The organism is Flagellimonas alvinocaridis (assembly GCF_004916895.1).
Taxonomy (GTDB): domain Bacteria; phylum Bacteroidota; class Bacteroidia; order Flavobacteriales; family Flavobacteriaceae; genus Flagellimonas; species Flagellimonas alvinocaridis.
Genome location: NZ_SNTZ01000003.1, coordinates 410,306 through 432,447 on the forward strand (window position 1 = coordinate 410,306; position 22,142 = coordinate 432,447).

General features: G+C 42.3%; 18 protein-coding genes. 6 read left to right on the plus strand and 12 right to left on the minus strand.

Annotated elements, in window-relative coordinates; genetic code table 11:
• Positions 1–6: 6 nt before the first annotated feature.
• Positions 7–1,635 (plus strand): ABC-F family ATP-binding cassette domain-containing protein, encoded by a 1,629-nt coding sequence (locus EZV76_RS09415; protein ID WP_136566286.1) that lies wholly within the window; start codon positions 7–9, stop codon positions 1,633–1,635.
• Here the strand turns inward: EZV76_RS09415 and EZV76_RS09420 are convergent.
• Positions 1,632–2,351 carry a hypothetical protein gene (locus tag EZV76_RS09420; protein WP_136566287.1) on the minus strand — a complete coding sequence of 240 codons (720 nt, stop codon included), beginning with the start codon at positions 2,349–2,351 and terminating at the stop codon, positions 1,632–1,634. The two genes, EZV76_RS09415 and EZV76_RS09420, sit on opposite strands and share 4 nt — an antisense overlap.
• Before the next feature lie 210 nt (positions 2,352–2,561).
• On the opposite strand from EZV76_RS09420, the gene EZV76_RS09425 reads away from it, so the two are divergent.
• Positions 2,562–3,098: a fasciclin domain-containing protein gene (locus EZV76_RS09425; RefSeq protein ID WP_136566288.1), complete on the plus strand. Its 537-nt coding sequence runs from the start codon at positions 2,562–2,564 to the stop codon at positions 3,096–3,098.
• Here the strand turns inward: EZV76_RS09425 and pheT are convergent, their stop codons facing one another.
• Complete coding sequence (gene pheT / locus EZV76_RS09430; RefSeq protein WP_136566289.1) at positions 3,099–5,516, minus strand: phenylalanine--tRNA ligase subunit beta; 2,418 nt, start codon at positions 5,514–5,516, stop codon at positions 3,099–3,101.
• A 129-nt stretch (positions 5,517–5,645) separates the two neighbouring features.
• On the opposite strand from pheT, the gene EZV76_RS09435 reads away from it, so the two are divergent.
• The gene (locus EZV76_RS09435) at positions 5,646–6,884 is read left to right on the plus strand and encodes a peroxiredoxin family protein (protein WP_136566290.1); all 1,239 of its coding nucleotides are present in this window, start codon (positions 5,646–5,648) and stop codon (positions 6,882–6,884) included.
• On the opposite strand, the gene leuB is transcribed toward EZV76_RS09435, so the two are convergent.
• A complete protein-coding gene (gene leuB, locus EZV76_RS09440; protein ID WP_136566291.1) occupies positions 6,881–7,999 on the minus strand; it encodes a 3-isopropylmalate dehydrogenase in 1,119 nt (372 codons plus the stop codon). The two genes, EZV76_RS09435 and leuB, sit on opposite strands and share 4 nt — an antisense overlap.
• A 36-nt stretch (positions 8,000–8,035) precedes the next feature.
• Positions 8,036–9,208 carry a 2-isopropylmalate synthase gene (locus EZV76_RS09445; RefSeq protein WP_136566292.1) on the minus strand — a complete coding sequence of 391 codons (1,173 nt, stop codon included), beginning with the start codon at positions 9,206–9,208 and terminating at the stop codon, positions 8,036–8,038.
• A gap of 147 nt (positions 9,209–9,355) precedes the next feature.
• Between EZV76_RS09445 and EZV76_RS09450 the strand changes: the two genes are divergently transcribed.
• Positions 9,356–10,900, plus strand: coding sequence for a hypothetical protein (locus EZV76_RS09450; RefSeq protein ID WP_136566293.1), 1,545 nt, complete (start codon positions 9,356–9,358; stop codon positions 10,898–10,900).
• Here EZV76_RS09450 and EZV76_RS09455 read toward each other — a convergent pair.
• Both EZV76_RS09455 and panB read right to left on the minus strand, forming a co-directional pair.
• Positions 10,890–11,594 (minus strand): RluA family pseudouridine synthase, encoded by a 705-nt coding sequence (locus EZV76_RS09455; RefSeq protein ID WP_136566320.1) that lies wholly within the window; start codon positions 11,592–11,594, stop codon positions 10,890–10,892. The two genes, EZV76_RS09450 and EZV76_RS09455, sit on opposite strands and share 11 nt — an antisense overlap.
• Positions 11,595–11,614: 20 nt before the next feature.
• Positions 11,615–12,433, minus strand: a complete 819-nt coding sequence (gene panB / locus EZV76_RS09460) for a 3-methyl-2-oxobutanoate hydroxymethyltransferase (protein WP_136566294.1) — start codon at positions 12,431–12,433, stop codon at positions 11,615–11,617.
• 71 nt (positions 12,434–12,504) lie between these two features.
• Between panB and EZV76_RS09465 the strand changes: the two genes are divergently transcribed.
• A complete protein-coding gene (locus EZV76_RS09465) occupies positions 12,505–12,987 on the plus strand; it encodes a nuclear transport factor 2 family protein (RefSeq protein ID WP_136566295.1) in 483 nt (160 codons plus the stop codon).
• Positions 12,988–12,999: 12 nt separating this feature from the next.
• Here the strand turns inward: EZV76_RS09465 and EZV76_RS09470 are convergent, their stop codons facing one another.
• The 3 genes from EZV76_RS09470 to EZV76_RS09480 form a co-directional block, all read right to left on the minus strand.
• Positions 13,000–13,665 carry an SCO family protein gene (locus tag EZV76_RS09470; RefSeq protein WP_136566296.1) on the minus strand — a complete coding sequence of 222 codons (666 nt, stop codon included), beginning with the start codon at positions 13,663–13,665 and terminating at the stop codon, positions 13,000–13,002.
• Complete coding sequence (locus EZV76_RS09475) at positions 13,666–15,396, minus strand: tetratricopeptide repeat protein (protein ID WP_136566297.1); 1,731 nt, start codon at positions 15,394–15,396, stop codon at positions 13,666–13,668.
• 187 nt (positions 15,397–15,583) lie between these two features.
• A complete protein-coding gene (locus EZV76_RS09480) occupies positions 15,584–17,008 on the minus strand; it encodes an L-serine ammonia-lyase (protein WP_136566298.1) in 1,425 nt (474 codons plus the stop codon).
• Positions 17,009–17,224: 216 nt separating this feature from the next.
• On the opposite strand from EZV76_RS09480, the gene dnaK reads away from it, so the two are divergent.
• The gene (gene dnaK, locus EZV76_RS09485) at positions 17,225–19,141 is read left to right on the plus strand and encodes a molecular chaperone DnaK (RefSeq protein WP_136566299.1); all 1,917 of its coding nucleotides are present in this window, start codon (positions 17,225–17,227) and stop codon (positions 19,139–19,141) included.
• 69 nt (positions 19,142–19,210) lie between these two features.
• Here dnaK and EZV76_RS09490 read toward each other — a convergent pair whose 3' ends face one another.
• From EZV76_RS09490 to EZV76_RS09500, 3 genes are all read right to left on the minus strand, one after another.
• Positions 19,211–19,855: a response regulator gene (locus EZV76_RS09490; protein WP_136566300.1), complete on the minus strand. Its 645-nt coding sequence runs from the start codon at positions 19,853–19,855 to the stop codon at positions 19,211–19,213.
• Between the two features lie 688 nt (positions 19,856–20,543).
• Positions 20,544–21,383 carry a PD40 domain-containing protein gene (locus tag EZV76_RS09495; protein ID WP_136566301.1) on the minus strand — a complete coding sequence of 280 codons (840 nt, stop codon included), beginning with the start codon at positions 21,381–21,383 and terminating at the stop codon, positions 20,544–20,546.
• Between the two features lie 208 nt (positions 21,384–21,591).
• Entirely contained in the window at positions 21,592–21,981 is a 390-nt protein-coding gene (locus EZV76_RS09500) for a VOC family protein (RefSeq protein WP_136566302.1), read from the minus strand.
• Between the last annotated feature and the right edge of the window lie 161 nt (positions 21,982–22,142).

Genomic DNA, 22,142 nt, shown 5'->3' on the forward strand with positions numbered 1-22,142 from the left:
AGTTGCATGTTATCAGTATCCAATTTATCTGTTCAATTTGGAAAGCGCGTATTGTTCGATGAGGTAAATGTCACGTTCACCCATGGAAATTGCTATGGTATTATAGGCGCCAACGGTGCCGGGAAGTCTACCTTTTTAAAAATATTGTCAGGGCAGTTGGATGCTACTTCGGGGCATGTGCATCTGGAACCTGGTAAGCGTATGTCCATTTTGGAACAAAACCATAATGCCTACGATGAGTTCCCTGTTTTGGAATCTGTGGTTATGGGAAACAAACCCCTCTACAAGATCAAAAAGGAGATAGATGCTCTGTATGCCGATTATACAGATGAAAATGCAGAGAAAATAGGCGAGTTGCAAGTACAGTTCGAAGAAATGAACGGCTGGAACGCCGATAGTGATGCGGCAGCACTTTTGTCCAATTTAGGGATATCGGAGGAGCTACATTACACCGCTATGGCAGACATGGATTCCAAATTAAAGGTGCGGGTGCTTTTGGCCCAAGCACTATTTGGTAACCCCGATGTGCTGATTATGGATGAGCCTACCAATGATTTGGACTACGAGACCATTAACTGGTTGGAGAATTTCTTGGCAAATTATGACAATACCGTGATAGTGGTTTCGCACGACAGGCACTTTTTGGATGCCGTTTGTACCAGTATTGCAGATATAGACTTTGGAAAAATCAATCTTTTTTCAGGAAACTACACCTTTTGGTATGAAAGCAGTCAGTTAGCTGCTCGCCAACGCGCCCAACAGAACAAGAAAGCAGAGGAGAAGGCCAAGGAATTGCAGGAGTTTATCCAGCGCTTTAGTGCCAACGTAGCCAAGAGCAAACAGGCCACTTCACGTAAAAAGATGTTGGACAAACTAAAGGTAGAAGACATCAAACCATCTAGCAGAAGGTATCCCGCCATCATCTTTGACAGGGAGCGTGAGGCTGGAGACCAAATCCTAAATGTTGAGAAGCTTTCGGCAACCTCAGAGGATGGGGATTTGCTGTTTCAGGATGTGAACATCAACTTGGCAAAAGGGGACAAGGTGGCCATCTTGTCCAAAGATTCCAGGGCCACTACAGCGTTCTATGATATCATTTCAGGAAAGATTAAGGCAAGTAGTGGTTCTCATCAATGGGGGGTTACTACAACCCAGTCCTATTTACCAGCCGATAATTCAGATTATTTCAAGGAAGACATCAATTTGGTGGATTGGTTACGCCAATGGGCCAAGACCGAAGAAGAACGAGAAGAAGTCTATATTCGTGGATTTTTGGGTAAAATGCTCTTCAGTGGTGAAGAAGCCCTTAAGAAATGTACTGTGCTTTCAGGAGGTGAAAAGGTGCGTTGTATGTTGAGCCGCATGATGATGATTCGTGCCAACGTATTGCTTTTGGATGAGCCCACCAACCACTTGGATTTGGAAAGTATTACGGCATTCAACAATTCCTTGAAAAACTTTAAAGGAACGGTATTGCTTACCACCCATGACCATGAATTTGTGCATACCGTTGCAAACAGGATTATTGAGCTTACTCCAAAGGGCACCATTGACCGTTATCTGACTTTTGACGACTATATGTCTGATAAGGCCATTAAAGAACAACGGGAAAAAATGTACTCCGTTACAGCCTAGGCATTGAAATACTTACTGTTCCAAATAGCGGGGTTGAAGTTTTTGCCCAAGGCAAAACCGTAAAAAATAACCACGGAGGCAATACATTTGAACATAAAAAAGAAGATGATCCAAAACTCTGCAGTTGTATTCTTTTTGGAAAAAAGACCTTCGGGCACCATAAGGGTTACCAAATAACTAATCAAGACCACAAAAAGAGTCAAATTGACCATATTCTTGAAGGGCCAAACCAATAATTTTCGGAAAGGATGCAGGTCGTTTCCCCATTTATCCACCAAATAATAATACCCATTACCAATGGGAGCAAAGAGTAGGGGGTCGTCCTTGTCCTCTAGTTTAAAAAGTTTGGAAGGCGCCATTACCTTATACCCTTTTATATCAATTTGATGTAGTCTTTCCAGCGATTTAATTCTAGCTATGGTGCTGGAAGGAAAAGCTCCTTTGAAATATGAGCTGTCCAGAAAACGAAGTCGGTAATCAATACAGATTTGTTTGATATGATCTATGTGATAAATTTTATCAGCTTCCAATTCGTCAAAAACAAAGGGGTTTTGAACGCTTGGATTTTTTGAGGCAAGTTCATGGGCAATTTTCTCTTCCTTCTGGGTATCTTTCCATAAAATTTCTTGGACTTCTTCCAAAATCTGAAGTTCTTTTACCTGTCTGTTACGGACCTTAAGGAGACTTTCTTCAATATTTGTGTTCTTGAAAACCATAATCTTTTTCTTGGCAACCTATTCAAAGTTAAGCAATTGTAGGGGTGATTGTAAAGGCTGCCAAAACCATCCAATGTTAACGTTATGTTAAATTGAATGTAGGGACGGGAAAACTGCTTGTATATCCTTAAAAAGATGTAACTTATCGAAGTTTTCAGCATTTAATCGAAAAATCATACTATTAAGAGTCCCAAATTTGACCAAAAACCAATGAAATCCCCTTTGACCAAACTTTTACTGGCTCTTTGCATGGTTTGTACCGCATCCGCCTTTGCTCAACTTCCAAGGTCTACCACTAAAACAATTGCCCTGAATGCTATAGATTCGGAGCAACATAAAATACTTTTTGAAGCTGTAAAAGTGACGCAAATGGAAGAGATTTTGGAAAAAGCTGGACCATTTACCATTTTTGCGCCTTCCGATGCCGCTTTTGAGCGGTTTTCTACTGAAAAGATAAAGGAACTCATCAACTCGCAGGACAAAAGTGCCCTTAAGTCATTGTTGACCTACCACATTGTAGCTGGTCATTTAACCGCTTCTAGGATTCTGAGGGCTATGTGTAGGGGAAATGGAAAGGCAAGTTTTACCACGATACAAGGTAAAAAACTACTGGCCCATATGGAAGGTTTTGATATTGTATTGACCGATCCAATGGGTAATCAAGCTCGCATTACCTCTGCAGACCTAAATCTCAAGAATGGGGTTGCCCATGAAATAGATAGTGTTATTCTGCCTTCACAAATGTAATCAGCGTAGTTCGGCACCCAATTCCTTTTGATATTGGGTCAGTAACTTAGCCATAATCTTGTCAATTTGCTTGTCCGTTAGGGTCTTTTTCTCATCCAACAAGGTAAAGCTCACAGCATAGGATTTTTTCCCATCCGGTAAATTTTTGCCCGTATAAACATCAAAAAGATTTACCTTTTTCAGAAGATTTTTCTCTGTTTTCCAAGCAATGTCATATACTTGCTGGAATGACGTGGAATCGTTAAGTAATAGCGCAAAATCACGGGAAACCTCTGGGAATTTTGGGATTTCCTTAAAGACAATATTTTGTTTGCCCACCAATGCAAGAATGGAGTCCCAATCAAAATCCGCAAAGAAAACATCTTGCTTAATGTCAAACGTTTTAAGAACAGATTTTGAAGCCAAACCAAAGTGCGCCAAGACATTGCCATCTTTTTCATAGGAAAGCCCTTCCGCATAGACTGTATTGGTACATGGTTTAATTTCGACATCTTTTATTCCTAAGCGATCAAACAGAGATTCCACAATACCTTTAAGGTAGAAGAAATCTGTTTTTTTGCTAGGGACACTCCAGCTATCCGCCGCACGGTTTCCAGAAATAAAGATGGATAAATGTTGTCGCTCCTGGTTTTCGCCTGCTATTTTATGGTAGGTCTTGCCGAATTCAAAAAGTTTTAGACTGGTTTTCTGACGATTATGGTTGTAGCTTATGGCTTGAAGTCCAGAAAACAGCATGGAGGTCCTTAAAACCGACAAATCGGAACTCAATGGGTTGAGCATGGTGATTTTTTCTCCATCACGCTCTTGCGTATGGGCATCGGGGGGAACCAAACTATTGGTCATGATTTCATAGAATCCTTGGGATGCCAAGGTATTTCCAACCACATCCTGTATGCGATGGTTTTCAAAGCGAGATGTTTTGGCAATGGAAGCTGTAAGCTTTTCCTTATGGGCAATATTGTTATAGCCATATACCCTTAGGATCTCTTCGATGACATCCACTTCTCGGGTAACGTCAACACGATAGGTGGGAATGGTTAATCCAAGTCCGGACTCTGTAACATTGTTGATTCGGATTTCCAAGGAAGACAAAATGGATTTTATGGTATCCCTTGGAATTTCCTGTCCAATGAGTGAGTTGATTTTATCAAAAGTCAGGAACACTTGTCTATCCTGAGGTTTCTTTGGGTAAAGGTCAACAACCTCAGAAGTGATGTATCCCCCCGCAATTTCTCGAATCAACAACGCTGCCCTTTTAAGGGCATACTCGGTTAGGTTGATGTCGATGCCACGCTCATATCGAAATGAAGCATCCGTATTTAGTCCATGCCTTTTGGCAGACTTTCGAATGGAAACGGGATCAAAATAAGCGCTCTCCAAGAAAATGGAAGAAGTATGCTCCGTTACTCCGGAATAAACCCCACCGAAGACTCCGGCAATACACATGGGTTTTTCACTATCGCAGATCATAAGATCATCTTCGTGGAGGGTACGTTCCACATTGTCCAAGGTCTTGAACTTTGTGCCGGCCGGTAAGGTCTTGACCTCTATTTTATTGCCTTTTATTTTGGATGCATCAAAAGCATGTAGGGGTTGTCCCAATTCGTGCAATACATAATTGGTTACATCCACCACATTGTTAATAGGAGACAATCCAATGGCTTTTAGCCTATTTTTTAGCCAATGGGGAGATTCCTGAACAATAAGATTGCTTATGGTAACTCCACAATATCTTGGTGCCAATTGGCTTTCCTTGACCTCAACATCGATTTTCAGCGATCGGTTATCAATGGAAAAATTACTGGTGGAAGGTGTTACCAACTCCTTTTGGATTTCTTTCTGTTCCAATCCAGCCTTCAAGTCGCGGGCCACTCCAAAATGACTCATGGCATCGGACCGGTTAGGGGTAAGGCCTATCTCAAAAACCTCATCACTCTCAATATCGAACACTTTGGCACAAGGGGTTCCTGGCTCCAAAGTCTCGGTCAATACCATAATGCCATCATGGCCATTTCCCAAGCCCAACTCGTCTTCGGCACAGATCATACCATGGCTTTCCTCACCTCTGATTTTCCCTTTCTTTATTTGCCATGCTTCACCCTCTTTGGAATACAATGTGGTTCCGATAGTCGCTACAGGAACTTTTTGTCCGGCGGCAACATTTGGGGCACCACATACGATTTGTACAGGTTCTCCTTTTCCAATATCAACAGTGGTCAGTTTTAGTCTATCGGCATTTGGGTGTTGCTCGCAACTGAGTACGTGGCCCACAACAACACCTTCCAGGCCACCTTTTACGGATTCAAAACGGGAAATGCCTTCTACCTCAAGTCCTAAATCCGTCAACAACTCACCAGTTTTTTGTGAATCCCAATCAATCTGTAAAAACTGTCGTAGCCAGTTGTAAGAAATCTTCATACCCCAATTTTAGAGGGAACAAATATAAAACAATAGCCCAACAGATTCAATGTAAATAATAAGAGGGTTATGGTCTAAATTGTAAGAATTGGATACTATTTTCTACTTTTAAGAAAAATCTTTCACATCATGAAGAGGATATCGTTGTTTTGGGCGCTGGTTTTGTTGGTGGTTTCATGCAAAAAGGAGGGGAAGGAAATATCGGTCGGCGACTGGTGGGGTAAGATGGAGGTTGCATCACATCTAGACTTGCCTTTTACGTTTACCCTATCCAAGAATACAGATGGACGCTACGTTATGCAAATGTATAACGCCGAGGAGGTGATCACTGTGGATGAGATTGAGATAGAAGGTGATTCAATCCACATACAAATGCCTGTTTTTGAGGGTTACTTTGCAGGAACTTTTTCGGCGGAAGAAATTCATGGAAGCTTTATAAAAGAGAGTTTGGAGCGTATAGTGCCGTTTAGTGCTTTTTACGGAAAACGGGAACGTTTCCAAACACAGCAGGATGCTGCCGTCAATATTTCAGGGATATGGGAAACTTATTTTGATATAAATACAGATACGGAATACCCCGCAAAGGGCATATTTATGCAAAATGGAAATAAAATCAAGGGGACTTTTAGAACCAGAACGGGGGATTATAGGTATTTGGATGGTGTGGTCACTGGCGATAGTCTAAAACTTTCTGCTTTTGATGGTTCGCACGTGTACCTTTTTATGGCCAAAGTAACAGACAGTACTTTGGAGGGGAGGTTTTACGATGGAAACCATTCCGTAAAAGAATTTATGGGTGCCCGTAACGAGGCGTTTGAATTACCAGATGCCAATTCGTTGACGTATCTAAGGGAAGGCTATGATAGGTTGAACTTTTCTTTTCCCGATGCAACTGGCAAAATGGTAAGTTTGTCCGATACCAGATTTTCTGGAAAACCTGTCTTGGTACAGATTATGGGGTCTTGGTGTCCCAATTGTTTGGATGAAACCCGATTTTATGTTGATTTCCTAAAAGAACATCCAGATTTAAACATTGAATTGGTAGCTCTGGCCTTTGAATATGCCAAGACCGAAGAAAAAGCTTTTGAGGGTATTCGCCGCCTTAAAGAGAGGGTAGGGGCAAATTACCCCATTTTACTGGCACAGTTTGGTACTTCCAACAAACAGAAAGCCAATGAAAAATTGCCCATGCTCAACCATATTTTGTCTTATCCCACTACCATTTATCTCGATAAAAAAGGTGCAGTCAGAAGGATTCATACGGGCTTTAATGGGCCTGCGACGGGCAAAAAGTATGAGGAATTCAAAAAACAGTTTACTAAAACCATGCAAGAACTGGCTTCGGAACCTATAGAGACAGATGTTTAAATAATAGTGGATTTTCCCAAATGGATATTCTCATCATTTACACTGAAATCATCTTCAATATCAACAATGTTGTGAGCAATGAAATCGCCCACTTGATTGGTTCCATATTGACTATCATGCTTTAGGTCCGGTGTAACAATTTCCTTCTTTAGTGATTTATCCACAGCATTTCGAACGGCAAGCGATTCGTCTATAAGACCAAAATGCTCAAGTAACATGGCTACCGAAAGAATAGAGGCGATAGGGTTTGCAATGTCTAACCCCATAGCTTGGGGATAGGATCCATGGATAGGTTCAAAAAGTGCGCTTTCCTCCCCAATTGATGCCGAGGCCAGTAATCCAATGGACCCGCCAATAACACTTCCTTCATCAGAAATAATGTCACCGAACATGTTTTCGGTAAGAATAACGTCAAATTGGGTCGGTTTCAGAATGATTTGCATGGCAGCATTGTCCACAAACAAATAATCCAACACTACATCAGGGTAACTTTCACCTATTTTGGCAACCACTTTTCTCCAAAGTCTGGAAGATTCCAACACATTGGCTTTGTCTACAAGGGTAAGTTTACCTCTCCTGTTTTTAGCAGCCTTAAACGCGAGGTGGGCCACTCTACTGATTTCTTCTTCAGAGTATTCACAGAGATCGGAAGCTACCGTACCCTCTTCATTAAGTTTTTTCTCCCCAAAATAAATTCCCCCGGTCAACTCGCGATAGATTACAAAATCCGTACCCGAGACAACCTCTTTCTTCAAGGGAGATTTATCAACGAGGGCCGAATGGGCAATTACGGGTCTTATGTTGGCAAAGAGTCCCAGTTCCTTTCTTAATTTCAACAGTCCCTGTTCGGGTCTAATAGGGGAATTGGGATTGGTATCGTATTTAGGGTGGCCAATGGCTCCTAACAGTACAGCATCTGCTTCCTTACATAGGTTAAGGGTGCTTTCTGGCAATGACGCACCTTTTTTATCTATGGCTATGGCTCCAATGGAAGCCTCTTTAAACACAAAATTATGGTTAAAGGTTTCTTCAACCGCTTGAAGGCATTTTACAGCTTGGGCCAATACTTCGGGTCCTACGCCATCTCCGGGAAGCAATGCAATGTTCAAATTCATGTGATGACAGGATTTGCGTCTAAAAGAAACCGAGAATTAAGCTAGACTTTGTATGCTGATATTGCTGGTTTCCACAATTTCATGGATGTCCTCATCCATGATTTCTTTTTTACGGTCGGCAAACTTCAAAAAGTTTTCATAGACCACATCCAGTTGTAGCTTGGTAAGTTCGTACCCCACTTTTTTGGCGCGGTATGCCAATGCGGCCCTTCCACTTCTTGCGGTAAGCACAATTGAAGATTCATTGACCCCTACATCTTTTGGGTCAATGATTTCATAGGTTTCACGTTGCTTTATTACACCGTCTTGATGGATTCCAGAACTATGTGCAAAGGCATTGGAGCCCACAATGGCCTTATTGGGCTGTACAGGCATTCCCATTTTTTGGGAGACCATACGACTTGTATCCCATAGCAACTGACTGTTGATGCCAGTATCCAGATTAAGGTAAGGATGTTGTCTTAAAATCATCACTACTTCTTCCAGAGAAGTGTTTCCGGCACGTTCACCAATACCGTTTATGGTACATTCAATTTGTCTGGCACCGTTAATTACCCCAGCAATGGAGTTGGCCGTGGCCAATCCAAGGTCATTATGACAGTGGCACGATAGAATAGCCTTATCAATGTTCTTCACATTTTCCTTGAGGTATTTCATTTTCGCACCATATTCTTCTGGAAGGCAGTAGCCGGTAGTATCAGGAATATTCAAAACAGTTGCTCCGGCCTTTACGACCGCTTCGCACACCTGTGCCAAAAATTCATTGTCCGTACGCCCAGCGTCTTCAGCATAGAATTCAACATCTTCCACAAAAGTTTTTGCATAGGCAACTGCTTCAACGGCTCGCTCAATAATTTTGTCCCTTGTGGAATTGAATTTGTATTTGATATGGGAATCAGAGGTGCCAATTCCAGTATGTATCCTTGGTTTTTTTGCTTGTTTGATGGCCTCGGCGGCCACTTCAATATCTTTTTTAACGGCTCTTGTCAAGCCACATACCGTAGCATTTTTGACCAATTTAGAGATTTCTTGTACAGATTTGAAGTCTCCAGGGCTGGAAATGGGAAATCCAGCCTCAATGACATCAACACCTAGTTCGTCCAGACGTGACGCGATGACCAATTTCTGTTCCGTGTCCAACTTGCAACCCGGAACTTGTTCTCCATCTCTTAGCGTAGTGTCAAAAATTTGTACCTTATCTTTACCCATTATATTTGTCTGTTTCGTCGTGTATACACGAAAATAGAGAAGGTGAGAGGAAAGGGAAAAGTGAGGTTAAAACCTTATACAACGTTAAATCGTATTTAGTGCTATATAGTATACTGATATTCAATTGTTTAAATTATATTTTTTACGATGACAAATGCGCATAAGGATGCATTGTTTGTGCTGGTAAAATCGCTTTCGAAATCAGAAAAGCGCCAGTTTAAACTGTATGTGGGCCGGTTAGGGGTCAATACGGATGCCAAGTTTTTGGCCCTATTTAACCTATTGGACAAAATGCGGAGTTACGACGAGCGTCAAATCCTGGAAAGTGGCATTGTAAAAAAGGCTCAGTTATCCAATTTGAAAGCACATCTGTACAAGCAGATTTTGGTAAGCTTGCGTTTGAACCCAGTAAATCAAAATATTCGAGTGCAAATTCGCGAACAGCTTGATTTTGCTACTATACTATATCAAAAAGGACTCTACAAGCAGAGTTTGAAGATTCTGGACAAGGCCAAAACCGTTGCCATTGAAAATGAAGAGAAGAATGTGGCCTATGAGATTGTGGAATTTGAAAAAATAATTGAAACCCAGTATATTACCCGAAGTATTCCGGATAGGGCCGATGAGTTGGCCGTGCAGGCAAAAGAACTTTCTGCCCAAAATGTGATGACCAGCAAACTCTCCAATCTTTCCCTGCAATTATACGGAATGATGCTTAAAGTGGGGTATGTGCGTGGCGATGAGGATTTAAAAAAAGTGAAGTCGTATTTTGATTCCCACATGCCAAATTATAGTTTGGAAAGTCTTGGTTTTCGGGAAAAACTATGGCTATATAAAGCCCATTTGTGGTACAGTCTGCTTATTCAAGATTTTTTGTCTGCCTATAAATATGCAAGTAAATGGGTAGACCTCTTTTACGACCATGAAGAAATGATTGCCTTGAACCCTGTTTTTTATCTGAAGGGAAATCATTATCTATTGGAGTCACTTTTCTTTGTAAAATATGCATCACAGTTTCGGGAAACCTTGCATAGGTTGGAAACCCAAGTTGAAAACCCGAGCTTTCCACAGAACGATAATATTGCCTCTTTGGCTTTTCTGTATATCAATTCAAATAAGTTGAACCTTCACTTTTTGGAAGGAACCTTCGATAAAGGATTGTACTTGGTCAATGTGGTGGAGTATGGAATTAAAAAACACAGGGAGCGAATAGATGAGCACCATATCATGCTGCTCTATTATAAAATTGCTTGTCTGTATTTTGGGAATGGCGATAACAAGAACTGCATTGCCTACTTAAAACGAATAATTTCCAACAAGAATTTGAAAATGCGTGAAGACCTGATGTGTTTTGCTAGGGTATTGAGTCTTGTGGCGCACTACGAAGCGGGTATGGATTACCACCTTGAAGTGCAGCTAAAGAGCACATATAAGTTCTTGTTGAAAATGAACGACTTACATGCGGTGCAGAAAGAGATGATCAAGTTTTTAAGGAGCTTGGGAGATATCTATCCACATGAATTAAAGGATGAATTCCAGAAGCTATATAACGAACTCAAGAAGTATGAAAACCACCCTTACGAAAAAAGAGCGTTTTTGTATTTAGACATTCTTTCTTGGCTGGAAAGCCACCTACAGAATAAACCCGTTTCCCAAATAATTAGGGAAAAGGCCATGGCTGTTACGCGTTGATGCAAACATTCCAAATAGTTTCATTGGGTGGTGAGGCCAAAAAAGTGAGCGGCTCTTTTTTTACAGGATGTTCCAATTCAAGGCTACGGGCATGTAAATGTATGCTTCCATCCTTGTTGCTTCGTTCGGCCCCGTATTTTAAATCCCCCTTGATATGACAGCCTATGGCTGCCAGTTGAGCCCGGATTTGATGGTGCCTTCCTGTTTTTAAATCTATCTCCAGTAAAAAGTAACTATCCAATTTCTTGAGTGTCCGGTATTCTAAAATTGCTTTTTTGCTATTGGGGACTTCTTTGGTATGGGCATAAGACTTGTTTTGTTTTGGATTCCGCACCAGCCAATGGGTCAACGTGTCACTTTCTTTCGGGGGGACACCTTTTACTACTGCCCAATAGGTCTTTTTTGAGCTTCCTTCAGAAAACAGTTTATTTAATCGGGGCAAAGCCTTGGAGGTTTTTGCAAACACTACAATACCCGAAGTTGGTCTATCTAACCTATGGACCACCCCGAGGTATACATTGCCGGGCTTGTTGTACTTCTCTTTGAGGTACAACTTGACAATATCGCTGAGGGGTGTGTCCCCGGTTTTATCTCCTTGTACAATATCACCAGGTTTTTTATTGACCACAATAAGGTGATTGTCCTCGTAGAGAACTTCCAGATTGTATTTGTTAGAATGTTGGGAATTGTTAATTGACAATTGCTGATTGGAATTTAATAGGATTCCTCTTCATTAGGAAAATCCCTGCTCTTCACATCATCCACATATTGGGATATGGCTGAGCTCATTTCGTCATAAAGGTTCATATATCTTCTTAAAAAACGGGGATGGAACTCATGGGTCATTCCCAAAAGGTCGTGCACCACCAAGACTTGTCCATCTACTCCGTTTCCAGCACCAATGCCTATGATCGGGATAGAAACACTTTCTGCTACTTCTTTGGCCAAACTTGCCGGAATTTTTTCCAAAACGATACCAAAACAGCCTAATTCTTCCAGCATTTTGGCATCCTGCTTCAATTTATCCGCTTCTTCCTCTTCTTTGGCCCGAACGGTATAGGTGCCAAATTTATAAATGGATTGAGGGGTAAGCCCCAAATGCCCCATTACAGGAATACCTGCTTGCAGAATACGGCTTACCGAGTCTTTGATTTCGGCCCCACCTTCCACTTTTATGGCGTGGGCTCCACTTTCCTTCATGATTCGGATGGCGGAACGCAAGGCTTCCTTGGAGTCACTCTGGTAGCTTCCAAAAGGGATGTCCACCACCACAAGTGCCCTTTTTGCGGCACGGACCACTGAACTGGCATGGTAGATCATTTGATCCAGCGTGATGGGCAAGGTGGTCTCATGGCCGGCTATGACATTACTGGCGGAATCCCCCACCAAGATGACATCCACATTGGCGGCATCAACGATTTTGGCCATGGAATAATCGTAGGAGGTGAGCATGGAAATTTTCTCCCCATTTTGCTTCATCTCGATCAAGGATTTTACCGTGACTCTTTTGTATTCTTTTTTGGCGACAGACATTAGGTTCTTTTTTACGGGCTAAATGTAAGCAGATTTGTTTAATTTGGGCTTCAATCAAAAAACTACATCTCATGAGAACAGTATTAAGTTTTGCATTTTTGTGCATGACGTGCCTTACGGTCACGGCCCAAGGCCCAAACCCATCGGATGTTGATTCCGAACAACAAATAAAACAGGTGATAGAAACTTTTTTCGATGGATTTCATAAGCAGGACTCCACCATTATAAAAAGCGTTTCGGCTGATCAGGTGGTACTTCAGACCACTGGAAGGGACCAAGAGGGTAAGACCCGATTCCGTAACGAGGAGTTTTCAAATTTCCTCACTTCAATTTGCAGTATCCCCGATAGTATCAAGTTCGAGGAAAAACTAACCTCATTTTCCATTCAGGTAGACCGTACCATGGCCAATGCATGGGTGGGCTACGAATTTTGGTTGAACGATACCTTCAGCCATTGTGGTATAAATTCTTTCCAACTGGTAAATTTTGATGGTGACTGGAAAATCATCTACTTGATAGATACCAGGGGCAAGGCTGGCTGTATGGAAGAGTAAGCATTGATAAGATTACTCGGTCAAGGTTTTTATGGCGTCAATCAGCTTATGGATTTCGTCATTGTTGGTTCCATCATATACGCCCCGAATTTGTTTTTTTTTGTCAACAAGAACAAAGTTTGGAGTATGAATGAAGTCTTGTAAGCCGCCATCTCCATAATCCACAGCCGCAAAATAACTTTTACGGGCCAGGTTGTAAATAAGCTCTTTGTTGCCCGTAGTGATGTTCCATTTTGAATCCAATACCCCATTTCTGAGGGCATATTCCTTTAAAATGGGGACACTGTCCATTTCAGGAGTTACAGAAATGGATAAAAACATCACATCGGGGGTATCCCGAAAAACCTCCTGGAGTTGCTCCATATGGTTTGTCATTATGGGACAAATGCTAGGGCATCTTGTAAAAAAGAAGTCGGTAACGTAAATCTTGTCGCCATAATCTTCTTGGGTAATGATTTCTCCATTCTGATTGATCAGTTCAAAATTGGCAACCCTATGAGGTGCTGCATTATTTTGAAAACTAACGTCTACCAGCTCCGCATTGAAATCTTTTGGTCCCAGAACAGGCAATTTTGAGTTCTTTTTGAAAATGCTATAAACCACTGCCAAAATACCAAGGACAATGAGTGCCATTGGTATTTTGGAGCCGTTTTGTTTTGGCGAAGAAGGTTTTCTCATCTATAAAATCGAAGTTTCTATGGAGATATCCGAATGTTTCCAAGCCTTGTCAAACTCATCTTTTATGGCCTGCGCCTCTTCCATTTTACCTTGGGCCTTAAGGCTGTTGTGTAGTCCCATCAATGACCAGCCATTTTGCCTGAGCACGCTTAAATCTTCCCGATAGATTTTTTCAGCCTCTTGATATTTTTTGGCATTCATCAAGACTGCACCCAAGTTTTGTCTTGTAGGAATGTGCCAAGCAGCGGGTTCCGTGTAGGTAAGCCCGTCTTCAAATTCAACGGCTTTGCTCAAGTGCTCTATTGCACCGTTGATGTCCCCGTTCAAGGCGGCAAGTTCTCCCGCAACTACTTCATAGGCAATGTTCGCGGCATTAACGGACGGATTATGTGGTGTGGCCACAAGGGTTTCCAAATCTGGATCATTTTTTAAGGATTCAAGGGCATCCAGTTCTTCCTGCGCTTCTTTTTTGTTCCCTTTTCGCACAAATGCCATTCCCCGGGCATAGTGTCTGATCAGGTTCAGGTGCTTTATGTCTGGATTGGGGGCAGGGATGGTCAAGATTTCATTCCATTTGCCAAAACGTGTATAGGCCAGCATAGGAGTAGAGGCAAAGTCTTGCAGAAATGGCATAGTGATGAATTCGCCCACGGGAACTTTTTCAGCCGTTTTCTTTGCGGCATCTATGGCAATATCACTATCACCCAACAAGCTAGCTGCGGACCATAAAAAATGGATGTTGTGCGGATAATACCCCAAAGGGTACAACCCTTGTGAATAGCACTGGGAAATGTAATCCTCATCCGCTAAAATGGCAGCTTGATTCGCTTTCACGGCATCTAAATAACGCCCAACCCGAATGTAGATATGCGAGGGCATGTGTACAATATGTCCGGCAGCTGGCATAAGGTTACCTAATTTATCCGCACTGGCCACTCCTAAATCGGGCTTGGGTAATTCCACCATGTGGATATAGTAGTGGTGTGCACCCGGGTTGTTGGGGTTGATTTCCATCGCCTTTTCCAAAGCAGCCTTGGCCTCAGGAATGTTGGGAGATGGATTCCCATCTTGGTCCCAATAGTTCCAAGGGACTGTATTCATCACCGAAGCAGCATAAAGTACTTGCACCTCTGCATCTTCGGGGTATTTTTTCAAAACTTTTGCCATTTCGTTCATATAGGCCATGTTCAATTCCGCGACATCTTTGGTAAGATCTTCACTATACCTTGCTGTAAGTGCTTGAATTAGTGCCTGCTCTTTTGGGGTGGCCGAGGAGATAAGACTTTTGGCCTTTGCCATGGCTTCGTTGGTTTTTATTTTTCGGTCTTCTGGAGGCAATGGGTCGTTGATGTTTGGTCCCAAGGCATAGGCTTGACCCCAAAACGTCATGGCCGAAGTAGGGTCTAAACGGGATGCTTCCATAAAAGACCTGTGGGCCTCTGCATGGTTAAACGCATAGGTGAGCCGCAGACCTTGATTAAAAAAAGTTTGGGCTTTTTCGCTTTTAGTGGTGATGGGGTAACTCAAATCACCCAAGTTTTCAAAAAGGGGAGCAATTTGTTGGGTTGAATCCACTATATCCAATAGGTAAGTGGTAGGAGTACATTTAATAAAGCTGAATGAGGCTTTTTGCCTATCCTTGTTCACGATGGATTGGGATTCATCGCTAGCTAGGTGAATAGCCATTAGCACTGCTAGTGCCAAAATGGCCAAGCTTAGTTTTGTTTTCATGATGATGATGTTGTGTGTTAGCAACCGATGTTTGGAACATCCAGTTCTGTGGGGGAAGCAATCAATCGAGCTCTCTATCAAATGAAAGAATCCAATTGCTCTACAGTTCTACGCTAAACTAATGAAATTTAACCGATTAAGAAAGAAAAAGCGATATTCAATGCTGTATTTTTTGATGCAATCCTATTTAACAGTCGCTAAGGAAAACACCTACGGCGAGACCGCCTTCAGAAGTTTCTTTATACTTTGAATTCATGTCCTTTGCAGTTTCCCACATGGTATTGACCACCTTGTCCAATGGGACCTTAGCCTCTTTTGGATCGGTGTCGAGGGCCAGCTCCGCAGCGTTAATGGCTTTAATGGCTCCCATGGCATTGCGCTCAATGCAGGGCACTTGAACCAATCCCCCAATAGGATCGCAGGTGAGTCCCAAATGGTGTTCCATGGCAATTTCTGCGGCCATAAGAACCTGTTCAGGCGTACCGCCCATGAGTTCTGTCAACCCAGCAGCGGCCATTGCCGAGGATACTCCAATTTCAGCTTGGCAGCCGCCCATGGCTGCGGATATGGTGGCTCCTTTCTTGAAGATACTTCCTACTTCGCTGGCCACCAATAAAAACTGTCGAACATCATCAAAGTTGGCATCGTGGTTTTCAATGACCATATAATACATCAAAACGGCAGGAATTACCCCGGCACTTCCGTTGGTTGGAGCAGTGACCACCCTTCCCAGTGAGGCATTTACTTCATTTACGGATAATGCAAAACAACTGACCCATTTGATGATTTGGCGGAATTTCACTTCAGTGTCCCGAATACTTTCCAACCATTCTTGAGGAGTGGCGTAGGGAGTATTGCCTTTTAATTTTTGATGCATTTCAAAGGCGCGCCTTTTTACGTTCAACCCGCCAGGCAACTTTCCTTCGGTATGGCAACCCGTGTACATACATTCGAGCATGGTATCCCAAATACGCTGTAAACCTGTGTCGATCTCATCGGAAGAACGCAATGAAAGTTCATTTTCCCAAACGATTTCCGAAATGGATTTTTGGTTTTCCTGACAGTATTGCAGCAATTCTTGCCCGGTTTTAACCGGGTAGGGGAAGGTCTTGAATGTTTCCTTGTTCTCTTTGGAATGAATCAATTCTTCCTTGACCACAAAACCGCCTCCAATGGAGTAGTAGGTTTCAGAAGTTGATTTTCCATTGGAGAGCTGAGCTTCAAAACGAATACCATTGGAATGAAAGGGCAAGAATTCCTTTTTAAAGACAATATCGTTTTTAAAATCGAATTTTATGGAACGGGTTCCTCCCAATTGGAGTGTGCTGTTGCTTTTTAGATTTTCAATGTCTTTATCAATACTATCAATAGGGACAGTTTCCGGGTCTGTGCCCAATAATCCCATGACAACGGCAATGTCAGTAGCATGGCCCTTGCCTGTTAGTGAAAGGGATCCAAAGAGAGACACGGAAACCTGTTCAATATCATCAAAAATGTTCTGTTCTTTGAGTTCGCCAATCCAACGTTCGGCTGCCCTCCAAGGCCCAAGGGTATGGGAACTCGAGGGCCCCACGCCAATCTTGAGCATATCAAACACACTGATACATTCCATAGATCCGATTTAATGTTTCAAATATAACAAGTAGGTTGGATAATGAAGGAAATAAGTTTGGAGGATATTTTGGTTTCGAAAGGTAGCTTAATAGGGGAATTTACGGAATATGGTCAGACACGGTCTGACACCTTGTCATATTCTAGGGCATGGCATGATCATTGACACTTCAAGAACGAGACAAAAAGAATTTTAAACAGAATAACTTTAGATACAATGAGCAAAATTATAGGTATAGACTTGGGTACGACCAACTCCTGCGTCTCTGTAATGGAAGGTAACGAGCCAGTGGTAATTCCAAATGCCGAAGGTAAACGTACCACCCCTTCCGTGATTGCATTTGTGGAAGGTGGAGAGATCAAGGTGGGAGACCCTGCCAAAAGACAGGCGGTCACTAACCCTAACAAAACAATTTATTCCATTAAACGATTCATGGGGAACAAGTTCTCTGAATCCAAAAGGGAAGCGGACAGGGTGCCGTATAAAGTAACCAAAGGAGACAACGATACCCCGCGTGTAGATATTGACGGCCGTTTATATACTCCTCAGGAGCTTTCGGCCATGATTCTTCAGAAAATGAAGAAGACCGCTGAAGATTATTTGGGTCAGGATGTTACCCGTGCTGTAATTACGGTTCCTGCCTACTTTAACGATTCTCAGAGACAAGCCACCAAGGAAGCTGGTGAGATTGCCGGTCTAACTGTGGAGCGAATCATCAACGAACCAACAGCCGCTTCATTGGCCTATGGTTTGGACAAAAAAGACACCGATCAAAAAATCGTGGTTTTCGATTTTGGTGGAGGTACGCATGACGTTTCCATCCTGGAATTGGGTGACGGCGTTTTTGAAGTATTGGCCACGGATGGGGATACCCACTTAGGGGGAGATGATGTTGACCAAAAAATCATTGATTGGTTGGCTGAGGAGTTTATGAAGGATGAGGATATGGATCTTCGTAAGGATGCCATGGCGCTTCAACGTTTGCGTGAAGCTGCCGAGAAGGCCAAGATTGAATTGTCTTCGTCTGCACAGACCGAAATCAACTTACCTTATGTAACGGCAACTGCGTCAGGCCCCAAACACTTGGTGCGTACATTGACGCGAGCCAAATTTGAGCAGTTGATCGATGATTTGGTAAAAAGAACGATTGCACCTTGTGAGACCGCATTGAAATCTGCAGGTCTTTCAAAAAGTGATATAGATGAGATCATCTTGGTAGGTGGTTCTACCCGTATCCCTGCGGTACAGGAGGCTGTTGAGAAATTCTTCGGCAAAAAACCATCCAAAGGGGTGAACCCTGATGAAGTAGTGGCCGTAGGTGCCGCTATCCAAGGAGGGGTATTGACCGGAGACGTGAAGGATGTACTTCTTTTGGACGTTACCCCGCTTTCATTGGGTATCGAGACCATGGGAAGTGTGTTTACCAAATTGATCGAGGCAAACACCACCATTCCTACCAAAAAGTCACAGGTATTCTCCACAGCAGCGGACAATCAACCTTCGGTTGAAATCCACGTGTTGCAAGGAGAGCGCCCCATGGCTGCGGACAACAAAACCATTGGTAGGTTCCACTTGGACGGTATTCCACCGGCACCAAGAGGTACGCCTCAGATTGAAGTGACCTTTGATATCGATGCCAACGGTATCATCAAGGTTTCTGCTACGGACAAGGCTACCAACAAGACCCAAGATATCCGTATCGAGGCATCTTCAGGTTTGACCGAGGAGGAAATTCAAAAAATGAAAGCCGAAGCCGAAGCCAATGCCGAGGCAGATAAACAAGCCAAGGAGAAAGCCGATAAGCTGAACGAGGCCGATGGTATGATCTTCCAGACCGAAAAGCAGTTGAAGGAGTTTGGTGATAAATTGTCCGATGACAAGAAAAAGCCTATCGAAGATGCTTTGGAAGAGTTGAAGAAAGCCTATGAAACCAAAGATGTTGCGGTGATCGAGCCTGCTTTGGAGAAAATCAACGAGGCTTGGAAAGTGGCTTCCGAGGAGATGTACAAGGCCCAGGCCGATGCGGCCCAAGCCAATGGTGCTGACCCATCTGCCGGTGCTGATAGCGCTGCTGGAGGCAACGCCAAGGAAGGTGATAATGTAGAGGATGTTGACTTCGAAGAAGTGAAGTAATACTCAAACATCATAAATAATAAAAAACCCTGACCAAAGTCAGGGTTTTTTGTTTGCTTGATTTGGGTTTTATGCTGCGTTCAATTGGCGCATTTCCATTTCACGAAGCTTTTCAAGGGCTTCTGATTTTGAGTTGACATTGAGTTTTACGTAAATGTTTTGAATATGGAAATTGACCGCGCTCGGCGTAACGCAAAGCTTGTCCGCAATCATCTTATAGGTGAATCCTTGGGTAAGGAGTTCGGCAATTTGGTTTTCCTTTCTTGAAAAGGAATCAAAGGATTTGGTCTGGAAAGAGTGGATGATTTTTTTGGCAATCTCATGTTCCAAAGCCACACCATGCAGGTGTAGTGCTTCAACCGCAGCAAAGAGCCTATCTTTGGTCAGCGGTTTGGTAAGGTAGCCGCTGGCTCCTTTTTTGAAAGATTCCCTGATAACCTTAAAATCGCTTTTTTGACTCATCATCAAGACTTTCAAGTTTTCATCTTTCCTGAGGAAGTATTCCAGACCATCAATTCCGGATATGCCGGCCAAGGTCACTTCAGATAGAATGATGTCAGGGGTTTTTCTTCCAAAATTGGACAAGAGCTCGTGAACTGATTTGTAAATGCCGTGCAGCTCATATTCCACCGTATCTTCAAAATACAGTTTGTACATAGGTTTTAGGCTTTCATCATTGTCGATGATCGCAATTTGTAAAGGGTGAGTTTTCATGATACATAGATTTGGGGGTCATCTGATTTTGTTATAGTATTAAATCCCTTTTTTTGGTAAAATTTGGGCAAAAAATACCTGTTCCGCCAGTTGAATGGGGAGGAAAATGAAACGCATATTAGGGGAGCAATGCATTGAATGTTATATGCACGCGCCTAATGCTGCCATTGTCCGAACCAAACAAATAGGGCAGGTCGACCCTTATGGGGTCAGATCAAAATGTAGTTTAGAAAAGGTTGTTCAGTACCTTAAAAAAGTAGCTTGTAGGTAGCTTTAGGTATGCCTTTTTTCCGAGAGTTGTAGTTTTTTTTCATGACTAATAGATTTGGGTTTGTATTATTTCAAAAATTAAATTAGTTTTTTTTTCACTCCCACAGAATTTTTTGTAGTGTTTTTCGTTCAAATGCATTCCTGTAATTGGATTTGGTTTACTGGAATTAAATACTGAATATGAATCATTTTGATTCTAAAAAATTGTATTTCAGTATAATACAAAAAAATAGGATGCAGTTTAATGCATCCTATTCTTGGTAAAATCGGTCAGATTGAAATAATACAACCCGCTTCTATGATAGACTGTCAGTTCCCCCTGTCTTTCTTATCATGGTCATGAGTGTTTCAAATCTCGGCTATGAAACAGAATCAGATGACACCTCAGGTAGTTGACCGACTTTAGGTTTTTATGTTTTTATTTGTCCTCAAACGACGTACTTGTATACTCTTGTACTGTGGTGTTCATTGCGGTTTCAAGATTTGCATCCCTTTGTGCAATGTCATGATTATTCTTATTGGCTCGTCCATAAGCAACAGTATACTGCGAAATGGTGTGGTTTTGTCCTCTGTTGGAGACCACGAACCCAAGTCCCTTTTCTGGCGTTAGTTGGATGGCGTAGTCATCTCTGTCACTGTTGATGCGATCGCCTAAGTTAACGGAAGGTGTTAAGGTATTCAATACTACTTGAGTGGCGTAGAGGTCTAGACCGCCATAACCGTCTCTTCCTTCGGAGGCAAAGAACAACAAGGTTCCATTGTAAAGGTTGGGATATAGCTCATCTTCCTTGGTGTTTACCTTGGGTCCAAGGTTTTTGGATACGCCCAAGCTACCGTCAGATTTGATTTCGGCTACATAAATATCATATTTCCCAAAGCTTCCACGCATATTAGAGGCAAAGAACAGGCGTTTACCGTCATCGGAAACAGTAGGATGCTTTGCTGAAGCATATTTTGGACAAACTTCCATTTTGGTCATGTTTTTCCATTCACCATCAACGTTTTCTACTCTGTAAATTTCATGGATGAGTTCTTTCTTGGAAAAAACTCCATATAAAGGTTTTTGGTAGGTGGCCTTGCTAAAGTATGCAGTTTGGCCATCCTTGGTAATGGTCATGGAAGGTACATAACCATCAATTGTAGATAGGTTGCCATCCATAACATGGGGCAAAAGGTCTTTATCCATCTGTGCATTTGCATTTTCATTGCAGATGAGGATTCCGATAGTAAGTAGGCTGTAGATAAGTGAACGTGTCATGATATTCTGATTTGGGGGTTAATACATGACAAAGATCAAAAAGATTTTAAGGGAATACTTATGAATTTTTCATAGGTTTTCACTTTTGCCGATTAAAAAATGCATTTCATCGAAAAAATTTTAAACATTTTGCAATAAAATAACACTGGAGTATCGTTTATCGATGTTTTTAACCGTTTATCTGCATGGAAAGCTGCGTGCTAACCATTTATTTAGGCTCCAAAAGGTCCCATAGGTTACCATAAAGGTCTTTAAACACAGCTACGGTGCCGTAGATTTCTTCCCGCGGAGGTTCAATGAATTCAACATTCAAGCTTTTCATTTTCCTAAAGTCTCTCCAAAAATCGTCAGTATAAAGAAATAGGAATACTCTTCCGCCTGTTTGGTTGCCAATGCGGTTGCTCTGCTGTTCGTTTGAAGCCTTTGCCAGCAAAAGGCTGCATTCTTGACTTCCCTTTGGAGCTACCACCACCCATCTTTTATCTTCGTTCAAATGGACGTCTTGTAGCAAATCAAATCCCAACTTCTTCGTATAATAGGCAATGGCTTCATCATAGTCATTCACTACCAAAGAAATATGCGCTATTCGTTGTTTCATGTTTTGTCTTTAATTGGAAACGCCGGACATAGTATACCACCCTCGCCGGGTTAAAGTGACCATAGCTGGCCGGACGAAAGTGACCCACCCGCGCCGGGCCAAAGTGGACCACCTTTAGATTAGATCTATCTGTAAAAAGTCTAAGTGCTTTTTTTGTTAAA